23 protein-coding genes are annotated in these 21,481 nt (G+C 44.7%); 8 read left to right on the plus strand and 15 right to left on the minus strand.

The window, feature by feature from the left end; genetic code table 11:
• Window positions 1-5: 5 nt before the first annotated feature.
• The 5 genes from SUN_RS05640 (at window position 6) to SUN_RS05655 (ending at window position 4,846) form a co-directional block, all read left to right on the plus strand.
• Window positions 6-2,486 carry a S8 family peptidase gene (locus tag SUN_RS05640; protein ID WP_011980780.1) on the plus strand — a complete coding sequence of 827 codons (2,481 nt, stop codon included), beginning with the start codon at window positions 6-8 and terminating at the stop codon, window positions 2,484-2,486.
• A gap of 152 nt (window positions 2,487-2,638) precedes the next feature.
• Entirely contained in the window at window positions 2,639-2,830 is a 192-nt protein-coding gene (locus tag SUN_RS13470; RefSeq protein ID WP_158298181.1) for a hypothetical protein, read from the plus strand.
• Between the two features lie 562 nt (window positions 2,831-3,392).
• Complete coding sequence (locus SUN_RS05645) at window positions 3,393-3,863, plus strand: REP-associated tyrosine transposase (protein WP_011980781.1); 471 nt, start codon at window positions 3,393-3,395, stop codon at window positions 3,861-3,863.
• Window positions 3,864-4,303: 440 nt separating this feature from the next.
• Entirely contained in the window at window positions 4,304-4,579 is a 276-nt protein-coding gene (locus SUN_RS05650; RefSeq protein ID WP_041672704.1) for a DUF503 family protein, read from the plus strand.
• Between the two features lie 21 nt (window positions 4,580-4,600).
• A complete protein-coding gene (locus SUN_RS05655) occupies window positions 4,601-4,846 on the plus strand; it encodes a hypothetical protein (protein WP_011980783.1) in 246 nt (81 codons plus the stop codon).
• A gap of 12 nt (window positions 4,847-4,858) precedes the next feature.
• On the opposite strand, the gene SUN_RS05660 is transcribed toward SUN_RS05655, so the two are convergent.
• The 3 genes from SUN_RS05660 to SUN_RS05670 are packed head-to-tail and all read right to left on the minus strand — an operon-like array spanning window position 4,859 to window position 6,001.
• Window positions 4,859-5,305 (minus strand): YaiI/YqxD family protein, encoded by a 447-nt coding sequence (locus tag SUN_RS05660; RefSeq protein ID WP_011980784.1) that lies wholly within the window; start codon window positions 5,303-5,305, stop codon window positions 4,859-4,861.
• Window positions 5,302-5,502, minus strand: coding sequence for a YwbE family protein (locus SUN_RS05665; protein WP_041672705.1), 201 nt, complete (start codon window positions 5,500-5,502; stop codon window positions 5,302-5,304). Before SUN_RS05665 ends, SUN_RS05660 begins: the two co-directional genes overlap by 4 nt.
• A 1-nt stretch (window position 5,503) precedes the next feature.
• Window positions 5,504-6,001 carry a hypothetical protein gene (locus SUN_RS05670; RefSeq protein ID WP_011980786.1) on the minus strand — a complete coding sequence of 166 codons (498 nt, stop codon included), beginning with the start codon at window positions 5,999-6,001 and terminating at the stop codon, window positions 5,504-5,506.
• A gap of 102 nt (window positions 6,002-6,103) precedes the next feature.
• Here SUN_RS05670 and SUN_RS05675 point away from each other — a divergent pair, with 102 nt between their 5' ends.
• The 3 genes from SUN_RS05675 to SUN_RS05685 are packed head-to-tail and all read left to right on the plus strand — an operon-like array spanning window position 6,104 to window position 9,069.
• The gene (locus tag SUN_RS05675; RefSeq protein WP_011980787.1) at window positions 6,104-7,450 is read left to right on the plus strand and encodes an AAA family ATPase; all 1,347 of its coding nucleotides are present in this window, start codon (window positions 6,104-6,106) and stop codon (window positions 7,448-7,450) included.
• A gap of 8 nt (window positions 7,451-7,458) precedes the next feature.
• A complete protein-coding gene (locus SUN_RS05680) occupies window positions 7,459-8,109 on the plus strand; it encodes a TrmH family RNA methyltransferase (protein WP_011980788.1) in 651 nt (216 codons plus the stop codon).
• Between the two features lie 54 nt (window positions 8,110-8,163).
• Complete coding sequence (locus SUN_RS05685; RefSeq protein WP_011980789.1) at window positions 8,164-9,069, plus strand: CHAD domain-containing protein; 906 nt, start codon at window positions 8,164-8,166, stop codon at window positions 9,067-9,069.
• A gap of 5 nt (window positions 9,070-9,074) precedes the next feature.
• On the opposite strand, the gene upp is transcribed toward SUN_RS05685, so the two are convergent.
• The 12 genes from upp to SUN_RS05745 all read right to left on the minus strand — a co-directional run bounded on the left by upp (window position 9,075) and on the right by SUN_RS05745 (window position 21,444).
• Complete coding sequence (gene upp, locus SUN_RS05690; protein ID WP_011980790.1) at window positions 9,075-9,701, minus strand: uracil phosphoribosyltransferase; 627 nt, start codon at window positions 9,699-9,701, stop codon at window positions 9,075-9,077.
• 152 nt (window positions 9,702-9,853) lie between these two features.
• Window positions 9,854-10,171 carry a sulfite:cytochrome C oxidoreductase subunit B gene (locus tag SUN_RS05695; protein WP_011980791.1) on the minus strand — a complete coding sequence of 106 codons (318 nt, stop codon included), beginning with the start codon at window positions 10,169-10,171 and terminating at the stop codon, window positions 9,854-9,856.
• Window positions 10,172-10,182: 11 nt separating this feature from the next.
• Complete coding sequence (locus SUN_RS05700) at window positions 10,183-11,388, minus strand: molybdopterin-dependent oxidoreductase (protein WP_011980792.1); 1,206 nt, start codon at window positions 11,386-11,388, stop codon at window positions 10,183-10,185.
• 116 nt (window positions 11,389-11,504) lie between these two features.
• On the minus strand, window positions 11,505-11,870 hold the full coding sequence (locus SUN_RS05705; RefSeq protein ID WP_011980793.1) for an HIT family protein: 366 nt from the start codon (window positions 11,868-11,870) through the stop codon (window positions 11,505-11,507).
• Window positions 11,870-12,310, minus strand: coding sequence for a hypothetical protein (locus SUN_RS05710; protein ID WP_011980794.1), 441 nt, complete (start codon window positions 12,308-12,310; stop codon window positions 11,870-11,872). The genes SUN_RS05705 and SUN_RS05710 overlap by 1 nt, the downstream gene beginning before the upstream one ends.
• Before the next feature lie 5 nt (window positions 12,311-12,315).
• Window positions 12,316-15,591 carry a carbamoyl-phosphate synthase large subunit gene (gene carB, locus SUN_RS05715; protein ID WP_011980795.1) on the minus strand — a complete coding sequence of 1,092 codons (3,276 nt, stop codon included), beginning with the start codon at window positions 15,589-15,591 and terminating at the stop codon, window positions 12,316-12,318.
• A 74-nt stretch (window positions 15,592-15,665) separates the two neighbouring features.
• On the minus strand, window positions 15,666-16,775 hold the full coding sequence (gene mreC / locus SUN_RS05720; protein WP_011980796.1) for a rod shape-determining protein MreC: 1,110 nt from the start codon (window positions 16,773-16,775) through the stop codon (window positions 15,666-15,668).
• Window positions 16,765-17,799 carry a rod shape-determining protein gene (locus tag SUN_RS05725; protein ID WP_011980797.1) on the minus strand — a complete coding sequence of 345 codons (1,035 nt, stop codon included), beginning with the start codon at window positions 17,797-17,799 and terminating at the stop codon, window positions 16,765-16,767. Before SUN_RS05725 ends, mreC begins: the two co-directional genes overlap by 11 nt.
• A gap of 30 nt (window positions 17,800-17,829) precedes the next feature.
• Complete coding sequence (gene clpX, locus SUN_RS05730) at window positions 17,830-19,050, minus strand: ATP-dependent Clp protease ATP-binding subunit ClpX (protein WP_011980798.1); 1,221 nt, start codon at window positions 19,048-19,050, stop codon at window positions 17,830-17,832.
• Between the two features lie 9 nt (window positions 19,051-19,059).
• Window positions 19,060-19,842, minus strand: a complete 783-nt coding sequence (lpxA, locus tag SUN_RS05735; protein ID WP_011980799.1) for an acyl-ACP--UDP-N-acetylglucosamine O-acyltransferase — start codon at window positions 19,840-19,842, stop codon at window positions 19,060-19,062.
• Between the two features lie 8 nt (window positions 19,843-19,850).
• Entirely contained in the window at window positions 19,851-20,300 is a 450-nt protein-coding gene (gene fabZ / locus SUN_RS05740) for a 3-hydroxyacyl-ACP dehydratase FabZ (RefSeq protein WP_011980800.1), read from the minus strand.
• A gap of 61 nt (window positions 20,301-20,361) precedes the next feature.
• Window positions 20,362-21,444 (minus strand): epoxyqueuosine reductase QueH, encoded by a 1,083-nt coding sequence (locus SUN_RS05745; RefSeq protein ID WP_011980801.1) that lies wholly within the window; start codon window positions 21,442-21,444, stop codon window positions 20,362-20,364.
• Between the last annotated feature and the right edge of the window lie 37 nt (window positions 21,445-21,481).

The raw sequence follows: 21,481 nt of genomic DNA on the forward strand, positions 1-21,481 counted from the left end.
TTTATATGCCAATTCAGCAGTATCCCCATATAAAGATTACTACAGTACCCGAAACAAAAAACTTTACCAGCACAAGTTCTGGTGGCGGATCACTTCGTATACCTGAACGTAATCGTGCAGAACACAGTCAAATGCTTAGAACTCAACTTAATAATGCATTGGAGGGTATTGAAAGGGAAGTAAATGATTATAACCTTTCAGCCACTCGAAAAGGTATTTATTTGGAATTTAAAGGTGATGGAGAGAATGGGCTAATGAGTAAAAGCCTAGAACATATAGGGGCTAATATTCGTTTACTCAATGTCCATACCAATCAAGCTGGCGAAGTGTCCTCTGCAACTGTGTTTGTACCAAATGAGAAGAAAGAATTTTTCTCAAATAAACTACGCCAATATACAGAGGAAGATACGGATAGCGGACAACCAAAAAATAAAAAGCTAATTAATAGTGTTGTTGAGATTAGTCAAGCTTTGGTCGAGGACTTTTGGTGTGACCCTCTTAATTTAATTCCTGGAGAAGAACCGAAGTGGTGTGAAGTTTGGATTAGAGTAGATGCCCCCGAACAAGATCTATCGTCATTTCAGAACTTACTAGAAGAACATGATATACAGTCAACTTCTAATGTACTTCACTTCCCTGAAAGGGTTGTAAAAATTATATATGTTAATAATGAACAGTTGATATTGCTTTCACGATATTCTGATCATGTAGCTGAATATCGGTTAGCAAAAGAAAGTGCACTTTTCTGGACTGAAATGCCACCTAGAGAACAAACTGAATGGGTTAATGATTTAATTGCACGTATTGAGACTAACCAAGATTCAGGTACTTCAGTGTGTATCTTGGATACTGGTATCAATAATGGTCATGATTTATTGTCCCCCGTTCTGGATACTTCTAATTGTCATGCAGTAGATGGAGTTTGGGGCACTAATGACCATGATGGACACGGAACAATGATGGCAGGTATCGCAACTTATGGTGATTTAGAAAGGTGTGCCACCACTACAGGATCTATTCTATTGAAGCATCAGATTGAATCAGTTAAGATTTTGCCTCCACCTCCAGAACAAAATGATCCTAGATTATGGGGAGCTGTAACCAGTCAAGGAGTTAGTTTAGCTGAAATTCAGGCACCTGACACAAAAAGAGTTATTTGTATGGCAATCACATCAAATGATACAAGAGACAGGGGGAGGCCATCCTCCTGGTCATCAACGGTGGATAGTCTGACTTCTGGTGCAGAAGATGGCATTCAAAGACTTATGATTGTTAGTGCAGGAAATACTGAGGTCACAGAATTTACCAATTCAGCCAACTACCCTGATGCGCTAATAACGGATTCAATACATGATCCAGCACAATCATGGAATGCTGTAACAGTTGGGGCTTATACCTCGTTACACAACATTACAGACCCAGCATTAGCAGGGTATACGCCTTTGGCACCGCATAATGCAATTTCACCATTTACTACAACATCTTCAGTATGGGAAGATAAATGGCCGATAAAACCTGAAATAGTTATGGAAGGAGGAAATTTAGCAGTAGATAATACATTTGTAACTGAATGTGAAGACTTGTCTATGCTTACTACAAACTTTGAGCCACATCGTGGTCATTTTACAGATTTTCGCATGACTAGTTTGGCTACAGCTCAAGCATGTTGGTTTGCTGCACAAATACAAGTAAAATATCCAGAATTTTGGCCAGAAACAATACGTGCTTTAATGATACATTCAGCAAAGTGGACAGATGAACTTACAGCTCAATTTAATGATACTAGCCTGACTGAGAAACAGAATATAAAAAACTTACTTCGCATTTGTGGTTATGGTGTGCCTTCTCTAGAAAGAGCTTTGCATAGTGCATCTAATTCATTAACCCTTATAGCTGAATCAGAGATTCAACCTTTTGTAAAAGAAGGGAATGCTTATAAAACAAAAGATATGCACTTCTATGAACTACCTTGGCCAAAAGATGTTTTACTAAACTTACCACCTGATATAGAAGTAGAAATGCGTGTTACTCTTTCTTACTTTATTGAACCTGGACCAGGAGAAATTGGTGGAAAAGATAAATATCGTTATGCATCTCACATGCTTCGCTTTGAAATAAATTCTCCGGGAGAAACAGAAGAGGAATTAATTCAAAGAATCAATGTAGCTGAACGAGATGAAGACAATACCCATCCAGGCACAACAAGTGCTTCGGATCATTGGGTGATTGGTTCACAGGCAAGAGATAAAGGATCCATCCATTCAGATATTTGGAAAGGAACTGCAGCTGAACTTGCAGACTCAAATAAAATAGTGGTTTACCCTGGTATAGGATGGTGGAGAGAACGAAGAAATTTAAAAAAATTTAACAAGCAAACACGATATTCTTTAGTAGTTTCTATTTCAACACCATCTGAAGAAGTAGATATTTACACACCTGTATTAGCTCAGATAGAAATTCCAGTTGGTATTGAAGTTACTTTTTGATATGTTAGAAAAAAGCCAAAAATCTAATATAGCAATTAAGCCATGTTAAAAAAATGTAAAAAAGTTAACATAGCTCTAGACCTGTGTTAAAAAAACAGCAAAATTTACTCATAGGTTCCAAGCTATGTGTAAAAAACTATAAAATTTACCCATTGATAGATAAAAAGGCAATCATGGAAAGCAAGATCAACAGAATAGCCGACATCCTCCGCCGAGACGACGGCATCTCTGCTGCGGTGATGTGCATGGAACAGATATCGTGGATACTCTTTTTTAAGTTCATCAATGACTTAGAAATCAATAAAGCTGCAGATGGAGAGCCTGAAGTTGGACAGGGCATTTAGAGGGGAGTTGTAGGGTGTGCAATTGCACACCGATGTGCACCGATTAAAATAAAAAATCACAAAATAAATATGGAAACATGGGTTGAAGGTGTGCAATTGCACACCCTTACGCGTATCGAATATTTGCGGTGATACAATGCAGCGATAAAATTCCAACCAATTGCACACCGATTAAAATAAAAACCACAAAATAAATATGGAAACATGGGTTGAAGGTGTGCAATTGCACACCCTACGCGTATCGAATATTTGCGGTGATACAATGCAGCGATAAAATTCCAACAAATTGCACACCGATTAAAATAAAAATCACCAATTAAATATGAAATCATTTATTGAAGGTGTGCTGTTGCACACCCTACGGGTATCAAAACATTTATGGTGATAAATGCACCGATCAAACCTCCAACCATATATACAAAAGACAATCATCCAACACATAAAACCAAACCGTAGGGTGTGCATTAGCACACCAAAATTCCAAATAAATATAAAATCAACAATAATATGACAATATGACATATTTTTAAAATTGAATTATACGATACGATAAAATTATTTTATGGCAAATTATAGAAGAATATTTGAAGATGGTTATAGCTATTACATCACGATGGTGACACACAGACGCAAGCCTATACTTGTGGAAAATATAGCATTGTTACGAGAGAGCTTCAGGCAGAGCAAGAAGGTATTTGATTATCGTATAGAAGAAATCGTTGTGTTGCCTGACCATCTGCATATGATTATCACCCCTGCTGTGAGTGTGGAGTACCCTAAGATTATAGGGTATGTCAAGGCATATTTTTCCCGACATTGTGATGAAAAGTATTTTGCAGAGGAAACACAATCTTTCAGTAGATACCAAAGAAGACATAAACCCATTTGGCAAAAGAGGTATTATGAACACACCATACGAAATGAAAAAGATATGTGGGAGAAGATAAATTATATGCAAAATAATCCCGTGAAACATGGTTTGGCAGAAACCATAGAGGATTGGAAATATTCATCATTCCAAAAACCCGCGTAGGGTGTGTGCAATCGCACACCGATTAAAATATAAAATTACCAATTAAATATAAAATCTAATGTGTGGAAGGTGTGCAATTGCACACCCTACGGGTACCGAATATGTATGGTGGTGCAATGCAGCGATAAAATCCAAGTAAAAAACCGTCAAATACCTAGATCAACTCTCAGAAAAAACAGAAAAAGTAAAATCAGTTCAAAAAGAGAAGATGCAGAGCTTGAAAGCGTTGAAGGCTTCCCTTTTGGACAGGGCTTTTAGAGGGGAGTTGTAGGGTGTGTAATTGCACACCGATTAAAATAAAAACTACCAAATAAATATGAAATCTCATGTGTGGAAGGTGTGCTGTTGCACACCCTACGCATATCGAATATTTGAGGACAAAGATCATGAAAGGTAGATCGTGTGTTTCCGTTGGGACACATATGATGCTATAATAATACATGATTATCTCTAACTGTATACTCCATATTGAACTGCCGTATGTCCATTCTCTGAAAGGGCGCAGGAGTGTGGTTAACAGCATCAGGGAGAAACTGAAAGCCTTTAACGTTTCAGTGCTCGATGTGAGTGGCGAGTATGCCAAAGAAACGGATATCGCATTTGTTTTTCTGTCACAAAATACTTTGGGTGCAGCGCAATACCGTGAAAAGATTGAAAAGATGCTTGAGAGGAATTTCTCGGAGTATCATTTTGATCTGGAGTATGAAGAGATATGATTTTACCAAGAGGAGTTTGAAATGAAAATGTATATCTATAATTCTGAGATCGGAAGATTTGAAATAAGACAGATAGAGCATAAAAGATACGATCTTTGGATCAATGAGGAGATGCTTGGTTCTTACGAAAGTGCTGAGCGTGCAGCAGAGGATGTTGCGAACTTTGATACAGATTATGTCGAATGGGATAAATTAAAGAATGAACTTGAAAATGTTCCGTCAGACCTGAGCCAATGGGTAGAGATTAAAGAAGAATCACCTTCATAAAGATCCGTACATTCAGCAGTTCTTTGCCAAAAAAGCATTGAACTGGTTGGCAAAGGCGTGGGCATCTTTGGGTCCGAATGCTTTGGGGCCGCCTGTCATCTCTCCGCTCTCCCTGATGCTCTCCATCAGGTTTCTCATAGCCAGATACTGTTTAATGTTTTCAATACTGTAGAGCTCTCCGCGATGGTCTATGGCATGTCCTTCTTTACTGATGATACGGTCGGCCAGAGGAATATCCGCGGTAATGACAAGATCATCTTTTTGACAGAGGTCCACAATGCGGTGATCCGCCTCGTCCGCTCCCTGGTCCACAATGATGTATTCGATATGTGATGACCTGCCTATATTGATCTTCTTGTTGGCAATGACCTTGGTGGGAAGTGCTAATCGTTCGATACTGCGAAGTACAATGGGTTTAAGAAGATTTGGAAAGGCATCACCGTCGATGAAGAGTGTCACAGTATCTCTTTCACACGTCCCACTTCGCCTGTGTTGAGCCGTACTTTTATGCCGTGCGGATGGGTAGGGGAGTTGGTAAGGATCTTCTGGACCTTGCCGTAGGTAAGATAGCCTGTACTCTGATCCTCTTTCAACACAATGGCTACATCCATCCCATACTTTATGTTGCTTCTTTTTCTGCCGTCTTTCTCTGGCATATCAGGCCTTTGGCTCATAGTTGAGTATTTTCTTCACTGTCTCAATAGCACAGAAGAAGAGTGCATCAAAGAGAGGATTGAGTTTGGTAGTCTCGTCATCTACACGTACAAAAGGCTGAAAGAAAAAACCGGGGCCATTTTCTTTATGGGCTGGTTTGACATGAAATACGATCGGTTTGAGCGTACGTACAAGGTTCAGGACTTTTTTATAGCTCTTCTCGTCTTTTGGAGGAAGCAGATTGTTCTGTTTTCCTTCGTTGATACGGGCTTTTTGCAACAGCTGCAGTTTGTCGTTAAAGATCACCTTGTTCCACTTGACCGTTCCCAGCTCAAAGGTGAACTCACGGTTTGCAGCAGTCAAAGGATGGGGCTTGCTCTCACGTATTGCTTCAAGAAGCTGCAGAAAGAAGTTCTTTCCGCCGAATTTCTCTGCCGCATCGAGCAGCAGAGTGTGGTAATGAAGCTTCTCTTCATCACTCAAAGTATTGAAATCACACATATATTTTTCTTTCGTTCATGGATTGGGCGTATTATACCTAAATCCCGCATACTCTTATACATGGATATGATAGAATTGTATTAATCCAAAAAAGGGGTGCTCATGTCATCCAAAAGAGAAAAAGAGAAACTCAAGTTCAAGCGGTCTGATATTACCTTCGATGATGTAGTGGGACATAAAGAGGTCAAGAAGAGACTCCGGTCTATCATTAAGATCATACAGGACCCCGAAAAGCTGAAGGACTTCGATATACCGCTGCCCAGAGGTGCGCTGCTGTACGGTCCGCCAAGTATAGGCAAGAGCATGCTTGCAAAGGCTTTCATTCATGAGGCGGGCTTTTCGTATCTGGAGATCTCGGGATCAAAACTGTTTGAACTCGACCATATCAAGGAAGTATATGACCTTGCCTCACGGCATGCTCCCAGTGTCGTTCTTCTCGAAGATATCGATATCAAAGGTGTCCTGCAGGGGACCATTACGAATGTATCGTTCTCCGATATCGCCAAAGTGATCGAATCGTCTGAGCCTACGGTCTTTACAATCGCAACGGCAGAATCACTGGATGATGTCGATCCCGTACTGACCGCGCCTCAGAAACTTGATTTCCTCATCGAGGTATCCAAGCTCGACAAAGATGCGAGGAAGTTCTTTATCGAGAAGATACTCGAAAAACCGCATGACCCGAAGATCAACGTGGACCGTATTGTCCGTTATATCACCGGGATGAGCGCGATGGAACTCGACAGGCTGGGGAGAATGGCGGCACTGAATGTCATAGAAGAGGACAAGAAGTGGATTACCGAGGATATTCTTATCGAGCAGATAAACATCATCAAGTACGGACACAAGATCGAAACGCAGATGGTCAAGAACCTGGAAGAGGAACTCAAAATGACCGCCTATCATGAAGCGGCACATGCTGTACTCTCCTGCATTCTGATGCCGCAGGTAAAAATAGAACAGGTCACGATCTCACGTCGGAGCAAAATGCTCGGATTCGTTTCATACAATGCGGAAGATGAATACTCCAACATTACCAAAGAAGAGATCTTCAATGATGTCTGTGTCCTGATGGCCGGGCGTATGTCAAAGATCGTGAAGGCCGGTGAGGAAAAGATGGACAGTGGTGCCGTGAATGATCTCTCCCAGGCATCGGTGAATATCTATGCAGCGCTTACCACGCTGGGGATGGACAAAGAACTGGGATTGATCAACATTGAATCTATTGCAATGATGGCTGATGATTTCCTGGCGGCGAAGATAGAAGAACGGTTCATGCACTGGATCAATGTGGCAAGAGAACGGACAGAAGCGCTGGTAAGGGAACATTGGGATAAAATAGAAAAACTGGCGCTTCAGCTGATCGAGAAGGAGATCGTTGAAGAGGAAGAGCTGTTGAAGATCGTCGGAAAAGTAAAGCGTTCTTATCCGATCCCGGCTTCTCTATAGGAGTCAATATGAAAGAGGAGCGGCGTGTCCGATCGAGTCAGGAGCGTATAGACCGCATCGATCAGATACTCTGCTGTAAACAGCCTACACTCAAAGTCATGCTCGATGACGTTCACAGTTCCCAGAACCTTTCGGCCATTCTCCGTACCTGCGATGCCGTAGGGGTACAGCATCTATATTACACGACATCAGACAACAGGGATCTTCGTATCCACAAGACCATTACCCAGGGAGCACACCGTTGGGTGGAACGTACCCGAATAAGTACAGAAGAGCAAAGAGTGTTTCTTCAGAAGAAGCAGAAAGAGGGGTATCAGGTTGTTGTGACCCATTTAGAAGAGAGGGCTGTTCCTTTCAGAGAAGTAGATTACACAAAGCCGACGATCATCGTGATGGGGAATGAAAAGGATGGTGTTTCTTCAGAAACAGTTGAGCTGGCCGATACGGTGATCATCATCCCCATGCAGGGTATGGTCCAAAGCCTCAATGTCTCTGTCGCTGCGGCACTCATACTCTATGAGGCAGAGCGGCAGTTGGCGGAGGCAGGCAAGTATGATACACCGCAGCTCTCAAAAGAGGAAAGGGAGAAGATCAAGAGTGGGTGGCTCTATCGTGACAATATCGCCAGGAGAAGCAAAGGGAAGATACCGCTAAGGTGAAGATCATGTCTGTGGTATAATATTTTATCGATTAATAGATTATCGGAGGCAAGCGTGAAGATAATACGCAAAAAAGAAAATGCTGTTTCAATAGTTAGAGATATCTTGCAGGATCTGCTTGCAGATATCTATGCCTACCGCAAACGTGTGCTGAAAGAGGATGACAATGAAGTGCTGCACCAGTTCAGGATTGCAGTGAGACGGTCGGTCGTACTGATGGGGGAGTTCTCATCCATCGATAGAAGCGGCCAGATCCTGGTGCATAGAAAGGCACTTAAAACACTCATCGGCATCAGTAATACCAAACGTGATCTCGATGTACTGTATGGGCGGATATGCACTTTGAGCGCTGAAGCGGTTTCCCACAACGACGCAGTGAATCTTTTGAAAAAACAGCTGGAGGAGATGCTGCAAAAGGAGCACAGGAAGATTCTGGAGTATCTTCTAAGCCAAACCTGCAGCGATATTTTACGATCCTGGGAAGCTTACCTTGGCCGGGAATACTTCAACACTGTTTCAGACAGTGATGTTACAATCAAAAAACTTTCTGACAAAGTAATATACAGACGCTTTTTGAAAATAAAGAAACAGATCAAAGCACTTGAGCAAAAGCCTGGAAAGACAGAAGAGAAGCTGCATGCACTGCGTATCTCTTACAAAAAGCTTCGTTATCTGCTGGAAACCTTTGCCGGTCTGTATCGGAAAAAGAAGATGCAAAAACTTCTCAAAGAGATGAAAAAGATCCAGAAGGTGCTGGGTGACTTTCATGACAGTTGCCAGCAGGATGTTTTACTGGAGCAGTTGCTAAAGATTGAGGAAGATCCGACATTGCGTATCTTTATTTCAGAGGTGCTTCGGCCTGAACTGAAAAAGTATCGGGAAAAAGAGATAAAAGAGATCAAAAAACAATTGGAAAGATTCCTGAGAAAAAAGAAGTGCTACAGGAAGCTTTTCCGTTAAAAGTGTTAGGCCGGTGTATTATAGGAACGGTCTCCTGCATCTCCAAGGCCTGGCAGTATGAACTTGTCATCATTGAGCTTTTCGTCTATCTGGGCAATGTAGAGCTCAATATCGGGATGTTTCTGTTTGATGATATCCAGTCCCTCCGGAGCACCTATGAGATTGAGGGTAAGGATCTTTTTTGGGGATCGTGTTTTCATAAGGGCAATGGCATCGCAGAGTGAACCTCCTGTGGCGACCATCGGGTCAACAATAATGACGGTTCTACCTTCACAGCTTTCGGGAACACGGTCATAGTAAAGTACGGACTGATGCGTTTTTTCATCCCGTTTCATGGCAAGAAAACCGGCTTCGGCTTCCGGAAATATGTTCATAGCGGTTTCCAGCATCGGAAGGCCGGCACGCAGGACAGTGACAAAAAGAAGGTCTTTCTCTCTCAGGAAGGGAAAACTCTCTTTGCCCTGCCAGGTCTCTATCTCTCTTTCCTCCATGGGCTCATTTGTCAGTGCCTCATAGACCAGGAGGCGTGTAAGCTCATGAACAATATGACGAAAACGAAATGCATCTGTTTTCGTGTCACGCAAATGGTTCAAAAGAGTTTTTACGACAGGATTTTTCAGTTCATGTATCATTGTGATCCCCAATTGGATATTTGTAATTATTTATTATAGCATTTCTTTTAAGGATTATAGACGAATTCCCAAATCCAGAACCAAATCCAGAATTTGGATTTTTGGATCTGCAGGAGTATACCGGGAATATATTCCCGATACAGAAGAAAGGTTTACTGCTCCTTACCGTTCCCATAGTGTTGAAAGAGATAGTCTTCAATAGTTTTGGTGTCTTTGTCGCTGATTGGTGCTTTGAAGTGGATGATCATTTTATCGATTTTTCCTTTCCAGAACGCTCTGGACTGTCTTCCCTGGTTGATAATATAGCCAAAGGAATGGCACATAAGACAGTTCGCCTGAACGGCATCAAACCCTTTTCCCATTTTGATCGGGAAAGCCATGTACGGGACTTCGATCTTCTCTTTGACCTGTGCCATCAACGGTGTGGCCGCGAGCAGTGTTGTGATAATTAGTTTTTTGATTGCAGTCATTCCTCGATCCTTTATACGACTTCTACAGTAACGACATCGATACCGTTGTATTTGTAACCGCCATGGTTCCATTTAATATCTTTTGAAAGTGGTTGTGCTTCACCGAGTTTATTGATCGCTTTTGCCATGATCTCCATTTTTCCGAGTGTATGCGGTTTGAAACCGTAACGGAACGTTCTGTAGGCATATCGACCGAGTTTTCCGCTGTCAAGTATGGCTTTGTCCCATGTCTTGCTGCCATCAAGAGAGATTTGTACCTCTTTGATACCTGCACCGCCGTCAAAGGCAACACCGCGTATCACGGCCTGTGACTTCAGTGTCAGCTTTGCACCGTTAGACGGGTAGCCAATGACGGATTTGACGTTCATTTTGTAGATCGGCTTGGTTTTCGGGAATTTTTTCTCAGGTGTTTCACATTCGCATTCATTGTCCGGTACGACATAGGCGTGGTCCATAAAAAAGAGTTTCTGGTATTTGTCCGTAACGGTGATGTTGTCGATCATTTTGATCCAGCTGTCCGAGTAGACACCGGGAATAACGAGTCTTACAGGGAATCCGTTCAGGTAAGGCAGGTCTTCGCCGTTCATCTGGTAGGCAATGATGACGTGATCATCGAGCTCATCGAGATGAAGTTCACGAATAAAGTTGGGTGTTTCATAATAGGCGGCTTTTTCGCTTCCGCGTACCGCAAGCCATTCCGCTCCTTTTTTGACTCCGGCTCTGTCGAGGATGTCACGCAGTCTGACACCCTTCCACATCGCACATCCCATGGCACCGCTACCCCACTGTATACCGCCGGCAGTCGGTGTAAATGCAGAACGGCTGTTACCTCCGCATTGAAGTACTGCGGCAACGTCTACCTGCTCGTAGTCTTCTTTGAGCTCTTTGAGAGAGATCTTGAGTTCCTTGTTGACCATACCGTTGACAGAGATAGTAAATTTGTCCATATCGATATAGGTCGGGATATCGGGCATATGCCAGCGTACAAAAAACTGATCATTGGGTGTCAGTGCACAGGTAAAAACCTCTCGTGGAGTCTCAAGCAGTGGTGGTCTGTCCGAGAAAGTGATGAGAGGACGCTTTTCAGGAAAAGTGACATCTCCTATTTTTCTGTTACTGATGGGCTGGTGTGTTTCACCTGCTTTAAGGGTAGAGGTACCCAGTGCGGCTGCGCCGGCAGTTACTGCTGCCTTTTTAAAAAAATCTCTTCTTTCCATAAAAAACCTTATTGTTGGGAAGTGGGTATATAACCGGAGTGAGCGGTTACTCATGGAATGATTATGCTTTTTGAAAGCTTAATAGGGACTGAAAAAGCATATATTACACTTCATACTTATCTTATCAAGCTATTCAGCTCCTGACAAAAATTATCAAAAGAGGGGAGCTTCATTGTAGTTTCTCTCTGTTTGTCTCCCCACATCGGTTCAGGGAAGTAACTGTCTTCTTTGAATCGTGCCATGATGTGCCAGTGTACATGCGGCAGATAGTTCCCGAAAGAAGCGATATTGATTTTTTCAGGACTGTAATAATCGATCATCGCTTTCTCTATGATATCCAGAAAGTCATAGATCTCAAACTTGATCTCAGAAGGTACTTCGCTCATCTCTTTGTAGGGGTGTTGGGTGAAGATCTTGAGCCAGGGTATTTCACTTTCTTCCGTTTCGATGCGGATATTTTTGTTTTCATAGATGACAGACATCAGCGTATCCTTTGTAGTGTATGTTTTCCAAGTTTATAGATGATGGAGGGTTTCTTTTTGATCTTAAGTGGCGTGACGATAACATCAGCAGCTTCTTTGGCAAAGATCTCATCATACGGTTGACCGCTTAGGTTTGCAGAAGTAGTGTACGCCCATTGCAGACGGTTGAGAAGCAATAGGTGATGTGTGTCTCTGATTACACGGTATGAATGTCCGTCAGGCATGATGAACGTACTTTTCCTTGCGCGTCTGACTCTGTTTTTATGACTAGAGGGAATACGTGTGAATGTTTTGAGCGTTTTGAGTGAATTGACCGCTTTGATGTAATATTTGTGGGGAGGGCGCTTCTTGATCTGTGTAAGTCTCTCAGCACTTTGAGAGACAAAACCGATGGTGGTATCGGTCTGGGTGAGAAAAACCAGATGCTTCAGATCTTTCATCACTGTTATGCCAGATAATCCTGCAGTGCTTTTGGATCGAGGCATCCGTCCTGGTCTTTAAGCTCTTTGATCGCTAGTGCAGTCGCTTTCGCAGCTGCCAGCGTGGTGAAATAGGCAACATGGTTCGCAAGTACCGACTGACGGATTGTTTTTGCATCTGCTTTACTCGCCTTGTTGTCAGAGGTATTGATCGCCAGTGCGATTTCTTCGTTCTTGATCATATCGTCAATGTTCGGACGGCCTTCAGAGATCTTGAGAACCTTGGTCGATGCTACGCCGGCTGCTTCAAGCGCTGCATGCGTTCCCGAAGTTGCCACGATCTCAAAGCCGAGATCTGTGAACATTTTACCGATCTCCCCGGCATGCGGTTTATCGATCTCGGTGAGGGAGATGAAAAGTTTGCCTTCCAGAGGAATGTTGTTCTTGGAAGCGAACTGGGACTTGGCAAAACTCATACCGAAGTTCTCGGAAATACCCATGACTTCACCTGTGGACTTCATCTCAGGCCCAAGAATGAGATCTGAACCGGGAAGCTTGTTGAAAGGGAATACCGCTTCTTTGACCGCGACATGCCCTTTGAGGTTCGGTTCCATGATCTTTTTGTCAAAGTTGACGACATTGAAAGTATCGTAGAATTTCAAAGACTCTCTCAGGTCACCCTGGACCATCACTCTTGTAGCCACTTTGGCAAGCGGTACACCGGTCGCTTTAGAGACGAACGGTACGGTTCTGGAAGCCCTCGGGTTCACCTCGATCAGGTAGATCTCACCTCTGTGAATGGCATACTGGATATTGAGCAGTCCGATGACACCCAGATCAAGGGCGATCTCTGCCGTCTGTTCTTTGACTTCCGCAATCAGTTCATCCGAAATGGAGACCGGAGGCAGTGAACAGGCGGAGTCACCGGAGTGGATACCCGCCTCTTCGATGTGCTGCATGACCGAGCCGATATAGACATCTTTGCCGTCACAGATGGCATCGACATCGAGTTCAATGGCATTGTCGAGGAATTTGTCGATGAGTACAGGCGCATCGTTGGAGACAGAGACAGCTTCGTCCATATATTCCCTCAGCTCGGCATCGTTATAAACCGTTCTCATCCCGCGTCCGCCAAGTACGAAACTTGGCCGTACAAGAACAGGGTAACCGATACGGTTGGCAATGGCCATTGCTTCATCTTTGGCAAAGGCTGTACCGTTTTCAGGCTGCTTCAGTCCGAGCTCGGTAATGAAGTTGGAGAACAGTTCCCTGTCTTCGGCAAGGTCGATCACTTTTGCCGAAGTCCCGGAGATCTTCGCACCGATAGCGGTCAGGTTCTTAGCCAGTTTCAGCGGTGTCTGTCCGCCGAAATGAACGATAACCCCATCCGGATTTTCAAGCTCGATGACGTTTCTTACATGTTCGAAGTCGATCGGCTCGAAATAGAGGATATCGGATGTATCGTAGTCTGTTGAAACGGTTTCGGGGTTACAGTTATACATGATTGACTTGATACCCATATCTTCAAGGGCGAATGCCGCATGTACACAGCAGTAGTCAAATTCGATACCCTGACCGATACGGTTTGGGCCGCCGCCGATGACGAGGACTTTTTTGTCCTCGGATGGAGGATTGATGATGGAGGATGAATGATTGTCAGGCAACTTTGTAATGTTTGTTGTAGAGTAGAGGTAGGGTGTCAGTGCTTTGAATTCGGCGGCACAGGTATCTACTTCGTTGTACTCCAGTACGATATCCTGTTTTTCCCTGGCATTGTAGACATCGTTCTCAGTGAGGTTAAGGCCCTCTTTTTTGTTGATTACTTCAGCGATCATGGCATCGGAGAAACCTTCGCTTTTGACCTCTCTGAGTCTTGTGGCATCAGAGAGCAGGGCGATGTCCATCTCTTTTTCTCTCTGTGCCAACTCTTCAAGCTGGTAAAGGAACCATCTGTCGATCTTACACAGGTCGAAGATCGCATCGACGCTCATGCCGCGTCTAAGTCCTTCAAAGACATAAAGCATACGTTCGGCATTGGAGCGGCGGATCTCCCTGACCAATGTTTCGCCGTCACACTTGATCTCATTGAAACCGGTCAGACCTGTTTCAAGTGAACAGAGTGCTTTCTGGAAGGATTCTTTGAACGTTCTTCCCATACTCATGACTTCACCGACAGACTTCATAGCCGTGGTCAGAGTCGAGTCGGCCATCGGGAATTTCTCGAAAGTAAATCGCGGCAGTTTGGTCACGATATAGTCGATGACCGGCTCGAAAGAAGCAGGGGTGCCTGTGATGTCATTGGTAATTTCATCAAGAGTGAATCCGACAGCCAGAAGTGTAGCGACTTTGGCAATAGGATAACCGGTTGCTTTGGATGCCAGTGCAGAAGAACGGCTCACTCTCGGGTTCATTTCGATGACGATCATACGGCCGGTATCCGGGTTGATGGAGAACTGTACGTTCGATCCACCGGTATCGACACCTACTTCCCTGAGGATCTTGAAAGAGGCATCTCTCATATGCTGATATTCTTTGTCCGTCAGTGTGAGGGCAGGGGCCATGGTGATGGAGTCACCTGTATGGACACCCATCGGGTCGAAGTTCTCGATGGAACAGACGATGATGCAGTTATCTGCCCTGTCACGGATGACTTCCATCTCGTACTCTTTCCATCCAAGCAATGATTCTTCGATGAGAATCTCCGAGATAGGTGATGCTTCAAGGCCGCCTCTAACGATCTCCTTGAACTCATCCATATTATAAGCGACACCCGAACCCCCACCTGCAAGCGTGTAGGAGGCACGGATAATGAGTGGGAAGCCAATGTTTTTCGCTGCATCAAGGGCTTCATCCATATTGTAGGCATACTGAGAGATAGGCAGGTCCATACCGATCTTGATCATTGCCTCTTTGAATTCCTGTCTGTCCTCACCTTTTTTGATGGCTGCCGGGTTGGCCCCAAGGAACTCGACACCTTCAAGCATCCCTTTGTCGTGCATACTCATGGCGACATTCAATGCAGTCTGGCCACCCATTGTAGGCAGAATAGCGTCTACATTCTCTTTTTTGATGATCTTGGCGATTACCTCTTCGTTGATCGGTTCAATATAAGTACGGTGGGCAAACTCGGGATCGGTCATAATGGTAGCGGGGTTGGAGTTGATGAGAACAACCCTGTATCCGAGCTCTTTAAGCGTCTTTGCCGCCTGGGTTCCGGAGTAGTCGAATTCGCAGGCTTGTCCAATGACAATAGGTCCTGAACCGATAAGTAAAATTGTTTTGATGTCGTCGCGTTTTGGCATGGAGAGATACCTTTGATTTTTAGTTTAATATTATAGTAGAAAGAGGCAAAAAATGCCCTTAATAAAGGGCATTTTTAAAAGAGATCAAGACTTTGTATTGCACGTTTTTTCTTGCGGTGAATGATATGTTTTTTCTTAGGTTCCGGTTTTGGTTCCGTATGCGGTTCAACCGGGACTTCCGGCTCAATGACCTCTTCCTGTGTCTGATCGATACGGGCAGGGATGCTGGAGATGATCGGTACGCTCAGGTTTCCTTCGCTCAGTCTTGTATCAGATGTTCCGTTCCTGTCGGCAGAGAGGACGGTTCCATTCATGTCTGTTCCGTTCACATCTGACAGGTTCAGATCGGCAGGCTGGATACACTCTTTCTCTTTTGGTATCTCAGTGAGGAATCTGTCGAAATTACGTGCCAGAGTCGCTTTTGGATCATTGATCAAAAAGAAGGTCTTTGGATGGAATACATCACTGTAGGTCTTGATATATGCGACCTTGTAGGCACTTTGTGTTTCGACCTTTGAGACGATCCCCACAGGGACATTGGCAAAGAAAATGTTATCAAGGCCGCTGGTGACGACCTTGTCCCCTTCCTGGATCTTGTGCCATTTCGGAATGAACTTGACGATCATCTCGTTCTTGCTCAGTCCCATAGCGATACCTGGAGCTGAGTTCCTTCCGATAAAGACGGAGAATCGGCACTTTTCGTCAGAAGTGAGATAGCCGTAGAGTTGATTATTCTTTACGACAGCTACGCCGGCAGCTACAGTACCCTGTATCAGGCCGTAGAGCTTGCCTTCATGTACCTCTTTGGGTTTGGTGAGTATGATCTGGGTAAAACTATTGAGTTTAACGTAAGAGATGGTCTCTGTGATGGAGATATTGTGGGCCGGCAGCCTTTTGAGCTGGGGAAGGACATCATAGATATCTTTGACCTGTTTGATGTAATGTGTCTGTTCGAGTAGCCGTTTACGCAAAATGCGGTTTTCACGGCTCAATTTTTCAATGGACTCTTTTTGAAAGATATAGCTCTGGCTCTTGTCTTCAATGTTCTGTGTGAAGTTCTTGTATTTCTGCTTGATCGGATTGATGGCACCAAGGAGTACATCCATGATCCGTTCATCATTTTTTGTTAATAATCCTGCAAGAATAGCCAGCAGAATAATAATAATTATTATTCTAGTCTTCATATGCCATTTGTTGTAAGATATCTATCTCATCAAGCGCTTTACCTGTGCCTTTTGCAACAGCAAGGAGCGGATCTTCAGCAATATAAACAGGAAGTTTGACGATATCGGAGAGATATTTATCCAATCCTCTGATTAGGGCACCACCTCCGGTAAGGACAATACCATTTTCAACGATATCGCCTGCAAGTTCCGGCGGTGTCTGCTCCAAAACGGTCTTGAGAGCATTGGCAATCTCTTCAAGGGAATCTTTGATAGCTTCCCGAATATGCTCTGATGTGATCTCCGTAGCAATCAAACTACCTTCGATCTGGTCTCTACCTCTTACCGTTGTACTCATCTCTTCTTCTAAAGGAATGGCCGTACCGATCTTGATCTTGAGCTCTTCTGCAATACGTTCACCGATGAGCAGGTTGAAGTTCTTTTTGACATAATCGACGATGGACTGGTCAAGATGGTCTCCCGCGATACGGATCGATTTACTCAGGACCAGACCCCCAAGTGAGATCACACCGATCTCCGTGGTACCACCGCCGATATCGACGACAAGGTTACCATTGGGGTCTTTGACCGGAATGCCCGCACCGATCGCAGCGGCCATTGGCTCTTCGATCAGGTAGACATATCGTGCACCGGCATTCTCAGCCGAATCTTTTACCGCACGTCTCTCTACCTGAGTCAGACCGTAAGGTACACAGATAATAATACGCGGGGAGAACCAGCCTTTTCTTTTATGTGCTTTTTCAATGAAATAACGGATCATCATCTCTGTGACTTCAAAGTCGGCAATGACCCCGTCTCTCATTGGACGGATCGCTTTGATATTGCCCGGTGTTTTACCGACCATATCCTTGGCTTCCTGGCCTACGGCAAGGATACGCTGTTGTCCGTGTTTGTCGAACTGTATGGCGACCACAGACGGTTCATTGATACTGATTCCCTGTCCTTTGACGAGTACGAGCGTGTTCGCCGTCCCAAGGTCAATAGCGAGATCATTTGAAAACAGACCTAATACTTTTTTAAACATATATAATTATCCTTTCTTCTCGGTAACAGCTTATGCTGTTTTTTTATCTTTTATATAGAGTGGCTTGGCACCGTTCTCCACTACCTCTTCGGTAATGATCACTTCATATCCGGCCAGTTCCGGCAGGTCATACATAATGTCGAGAAGAACTTCCTCCATAATAGAACGCAATCCGCGTGCACCCGTTTTCCTGTCGATCGCCTTTTGTGCGATCAGGGAAAGGGCATCCTCTTCGAACGTAAGCTTAACATCGTCGATCTCAAAGAGTTTCTGGTACTGTTTGACCAATGAGTTCTTTGGTTCGATCAAAATACGCACCATATCTTCTTTTGTTATTTTACCCAATGTTGCCAGAACATGTAAACGCCCAATCAGTTCCGGTATGAGCCCGTAAGAGACAAGATCATCCGATTCGACCAGATGAAGCATGTTCTCTTCTTCGGATTTGGAACGTTTTTCCTGTCCGAAACCAAGTGTGTTGCCACCGAGTCTTCTTTTGATGATGTCATTGAGTCCGTCAAAGGCACCACCGCAGATGAAGAGGATGTTCGAAGTATCAATTTGGATGAAATCCTGATTCGGGTGTTTGCGTCCGCCTTTAGGCGGGATGTTCACGACAGAGCCTTCGATGAGTTTGAGCAGTGCCTGCTGAACCCCTTCACCGGATACGTCTCGTGTGATGGAACGGTTCTCTCCCATCCGCGCGATCTTGTCAATTTCATCGATGAAAACAATACCCTGTTCAGCTCTTTGTGGGTCACCGTCCGCTTCCATAAGCAGCTTGGTGAGGATATTCTCGACATCTTCTCCGACATAACCGGCCTCTGTAAGGTTGGTTGCATCTGCAATGGCGATAGGAACGTTGAGGAAACGGGCTATGGTCTGCGCAAGCAGAGTTTTTCCCGATCCAGTAGGTCCTATCAGCAGCACATTCGATTTTGCAAGCTGGGTATCGTCGTCGGAAATGTTCCTGAATATACGTTTATAGTGATTGTAGACGGCGACTGAGAGTGTCTTTTTTGCGCCTTCCTGTCCGATGATGTATTCATCGAGCAGGGCATTGATCTCTTTGGGCGTGTAGAGTGTCACTGCTTCGTGGGCGGCTGTTTCTGCTTCCTGCTCCTCTTCGCCAAAAAGGATTTTGTAGGCGGAGATGACACAGTTGGAGCAGATATAGGCATTTTCTCCGGCAATGAGCGGATTCTCTTCGCTCTCTCGTGTTCCGCAGAAGCTGCATGATTTGATTGGCATGGTTTTCCTTTACGATTTACGTGTAAACGGTATGCCTCTTTTGGAGGTCTTGATGAATTTACACAGATTTTTTACTTTTTCAGAACTGCTCTCTTCAAAGAGTCTCTGGGCGACATCCTGCAAAGCTTTTCCTTCTTCGAAAAGTTCTCTGTAGGCGGATTTGAGCGCATTGATCTCTTCACGGGGGATATGTCTCCTCAGTCCGGTCAGGTTCAGCCCCCTGAGTGTTGCACGGTTCCCTTCGGCAAGGCAGTAGGGAGGGATATCCTGGGCCAGCGCACTCGCTCCGCCTATCATGGCGAAGTCTCCTACGTGTACGAACTGGTGGACAGGGGTCAGTCCTCCGATGACGACATTGTTCCCAAGCTCCACATGTCCTGCGAGCGTCGCGCCGTTGGCAAGGATGCAGTTGTCACCTAAAATGACGTCGTGCCCAAGATGGACATAGCCCATCAGAAGGTTTCCGTTGCCGATCTTGGTGACGGAACCGCCTCCTTTGGTACCCGGGTTGAGCAGAGTGAATTCACGGATGTTGTTGTTGTCCCCGATGATCAGCTCCACATCTTCCCCGGCATATTTGAGATCCTGCGGGATCGTACCGATGGCAGAGTGGGAAAAGATACGGTTGTTTTTCCCGATGGAGGTTCGCCCCTCGATAACGGCATGCGAAGCGACGGAAGTGCCATCATCGATGGATACTTTGGCACCGATATAGGCGAAAGGGCCGACAGAGACATTCTCCCCGAGGATGGCTCCGTCCTCGACGATGGCGGTAGGGTGGATAGCAGACATCAAAGGACCTACTTGTCCACGATCATGGCTTTGAGCTCGGCTTCGGCGACCAGTTTGTCATCTACATAGGCTTTGGCATCAAGTTGCCAGATGGCACCTTTGTTCTTGATGACATTGAGCTTGTAGACCAGCTGGTCTCCCGGTGTGACGGGTGAGCGGAATTTCGCTTTGTCGATACTCATGAAATAGACTACTTTGTTCGCTATCTCTTCCTGTGTCGCATTGTCCATGCTTTCAAATGCCAGCACACCGCCAGCCTGCGCCATACCTTCGATGATCATGACACCGGGATAAATGGGATGATCGGGAAAGTGGCCCTGAAAAACCGGCTCGGAAATGGATACATTCTTGTACCCTTCGATATAGCTGCCTTTTTCAAGATGCGTAATACGATCGACCAGGAGGAACGGATAGCGATGCGGAAGGATTTTTTGTATTTCAACGACATTAAAAACCATGGAGAACCTTTAAAAAAAATTCTCTTATTTTATCGAAAAAACAGTAAAAAACTGGTTAGTCCTAAGAGGTACGGATCAGAATCTCCCTGACATCGCTGTATACCTCGCTTTGACAGAGGATTTCTATTTTGTTGGAGGGGATCTCTTCTACGACAAGAATGGCGGAAAGATCATAGGGTGACATCCCCAGTTGGGTACGTATTTGCAGTTCTTTTTCAAACGGCGGCGGAGAAAAGATCAGTTCTATGACCGTGTTGTAACAGCTCTCAACAAGTCTGTTGTAGGTCTCGAGCGTGATGAACTTTACTTCATCCCGGTTCATATGGTGCAGATCACCTGTTGTATATTCGATCTTCCCTCTGCTGTATTCGCCTTTGAGTGTGGAATAGGGCAGGAAATGTGCAGCTACGACCTGTTTTCTTACGCGAAGGAGTCCCGTTTTCAGACGCCAGTTGAGAAAACGCTGCTTGACGATCCTGTAGGGGATGTCCTGCTCTTCTAGTTGCCAGCGTTCTTCGTACATCTCTACACGCTCTTCGATGGATTCAGGCTGTATCTGCCCGGAGAGAGGTACAAAAAGCTCATCAGCAAGCTTCTGCTGTTGTTCACGCTGCATGGTCAGTCCAAAAAGGCATCCGCAATAGTCCTGTCGGTAGAGGGCATCTTCTTTTGCCAGAATGTTCTGCTCCTGTGTTCCCGAAGCTTTTCTGTAGTCCGGGGCTATGAATTCGATACCAAATTTTTCTGCCAGGGTATCGCCTGCATGCTGGAGTTGCCTGAGAGATTTCTTGGGAGAGGTCAGTAATGTTGAAGTAAATACGCTTTCTCCGAGTTCACTTGCTTTTTTTGCTGTGATCTCAAAACGCCTGTCAAAGCAGACGGAACAGCGTGCGCCTTTTTCAGGTTCATGCTCCAGGCCCCGTATCGCTTCAAGCCAGTTCTCTACATCATACTCCCCCTCTATCAGATCGATACCAAGCATTTTACAGCTTCTTCTCACATCGAGCAGACGCAGATAATACTCGGAATAGGGGTGAATATTGGGATCATAGAAAAATCCGGTGAGCTTTTCGTCTGGGTAGTCTGCCTGAAGCTTTTGCAAGAAGTAGTGACTGTCGACCGAGCAGCATATATGCACAAGCATGTGTTTCCTTCTTTTTCTCGTAAGGAGCCGTCTCCTG

The sequence above is a fragment of the Sulfurovum sp. NBC37-1 genome (assembly GCF_000010345.1).
GTDB lineage: Bacteria > Campylobacterota > Campylobacteria > Campylobacterales > Sulfurovaceae > Sulfurovum.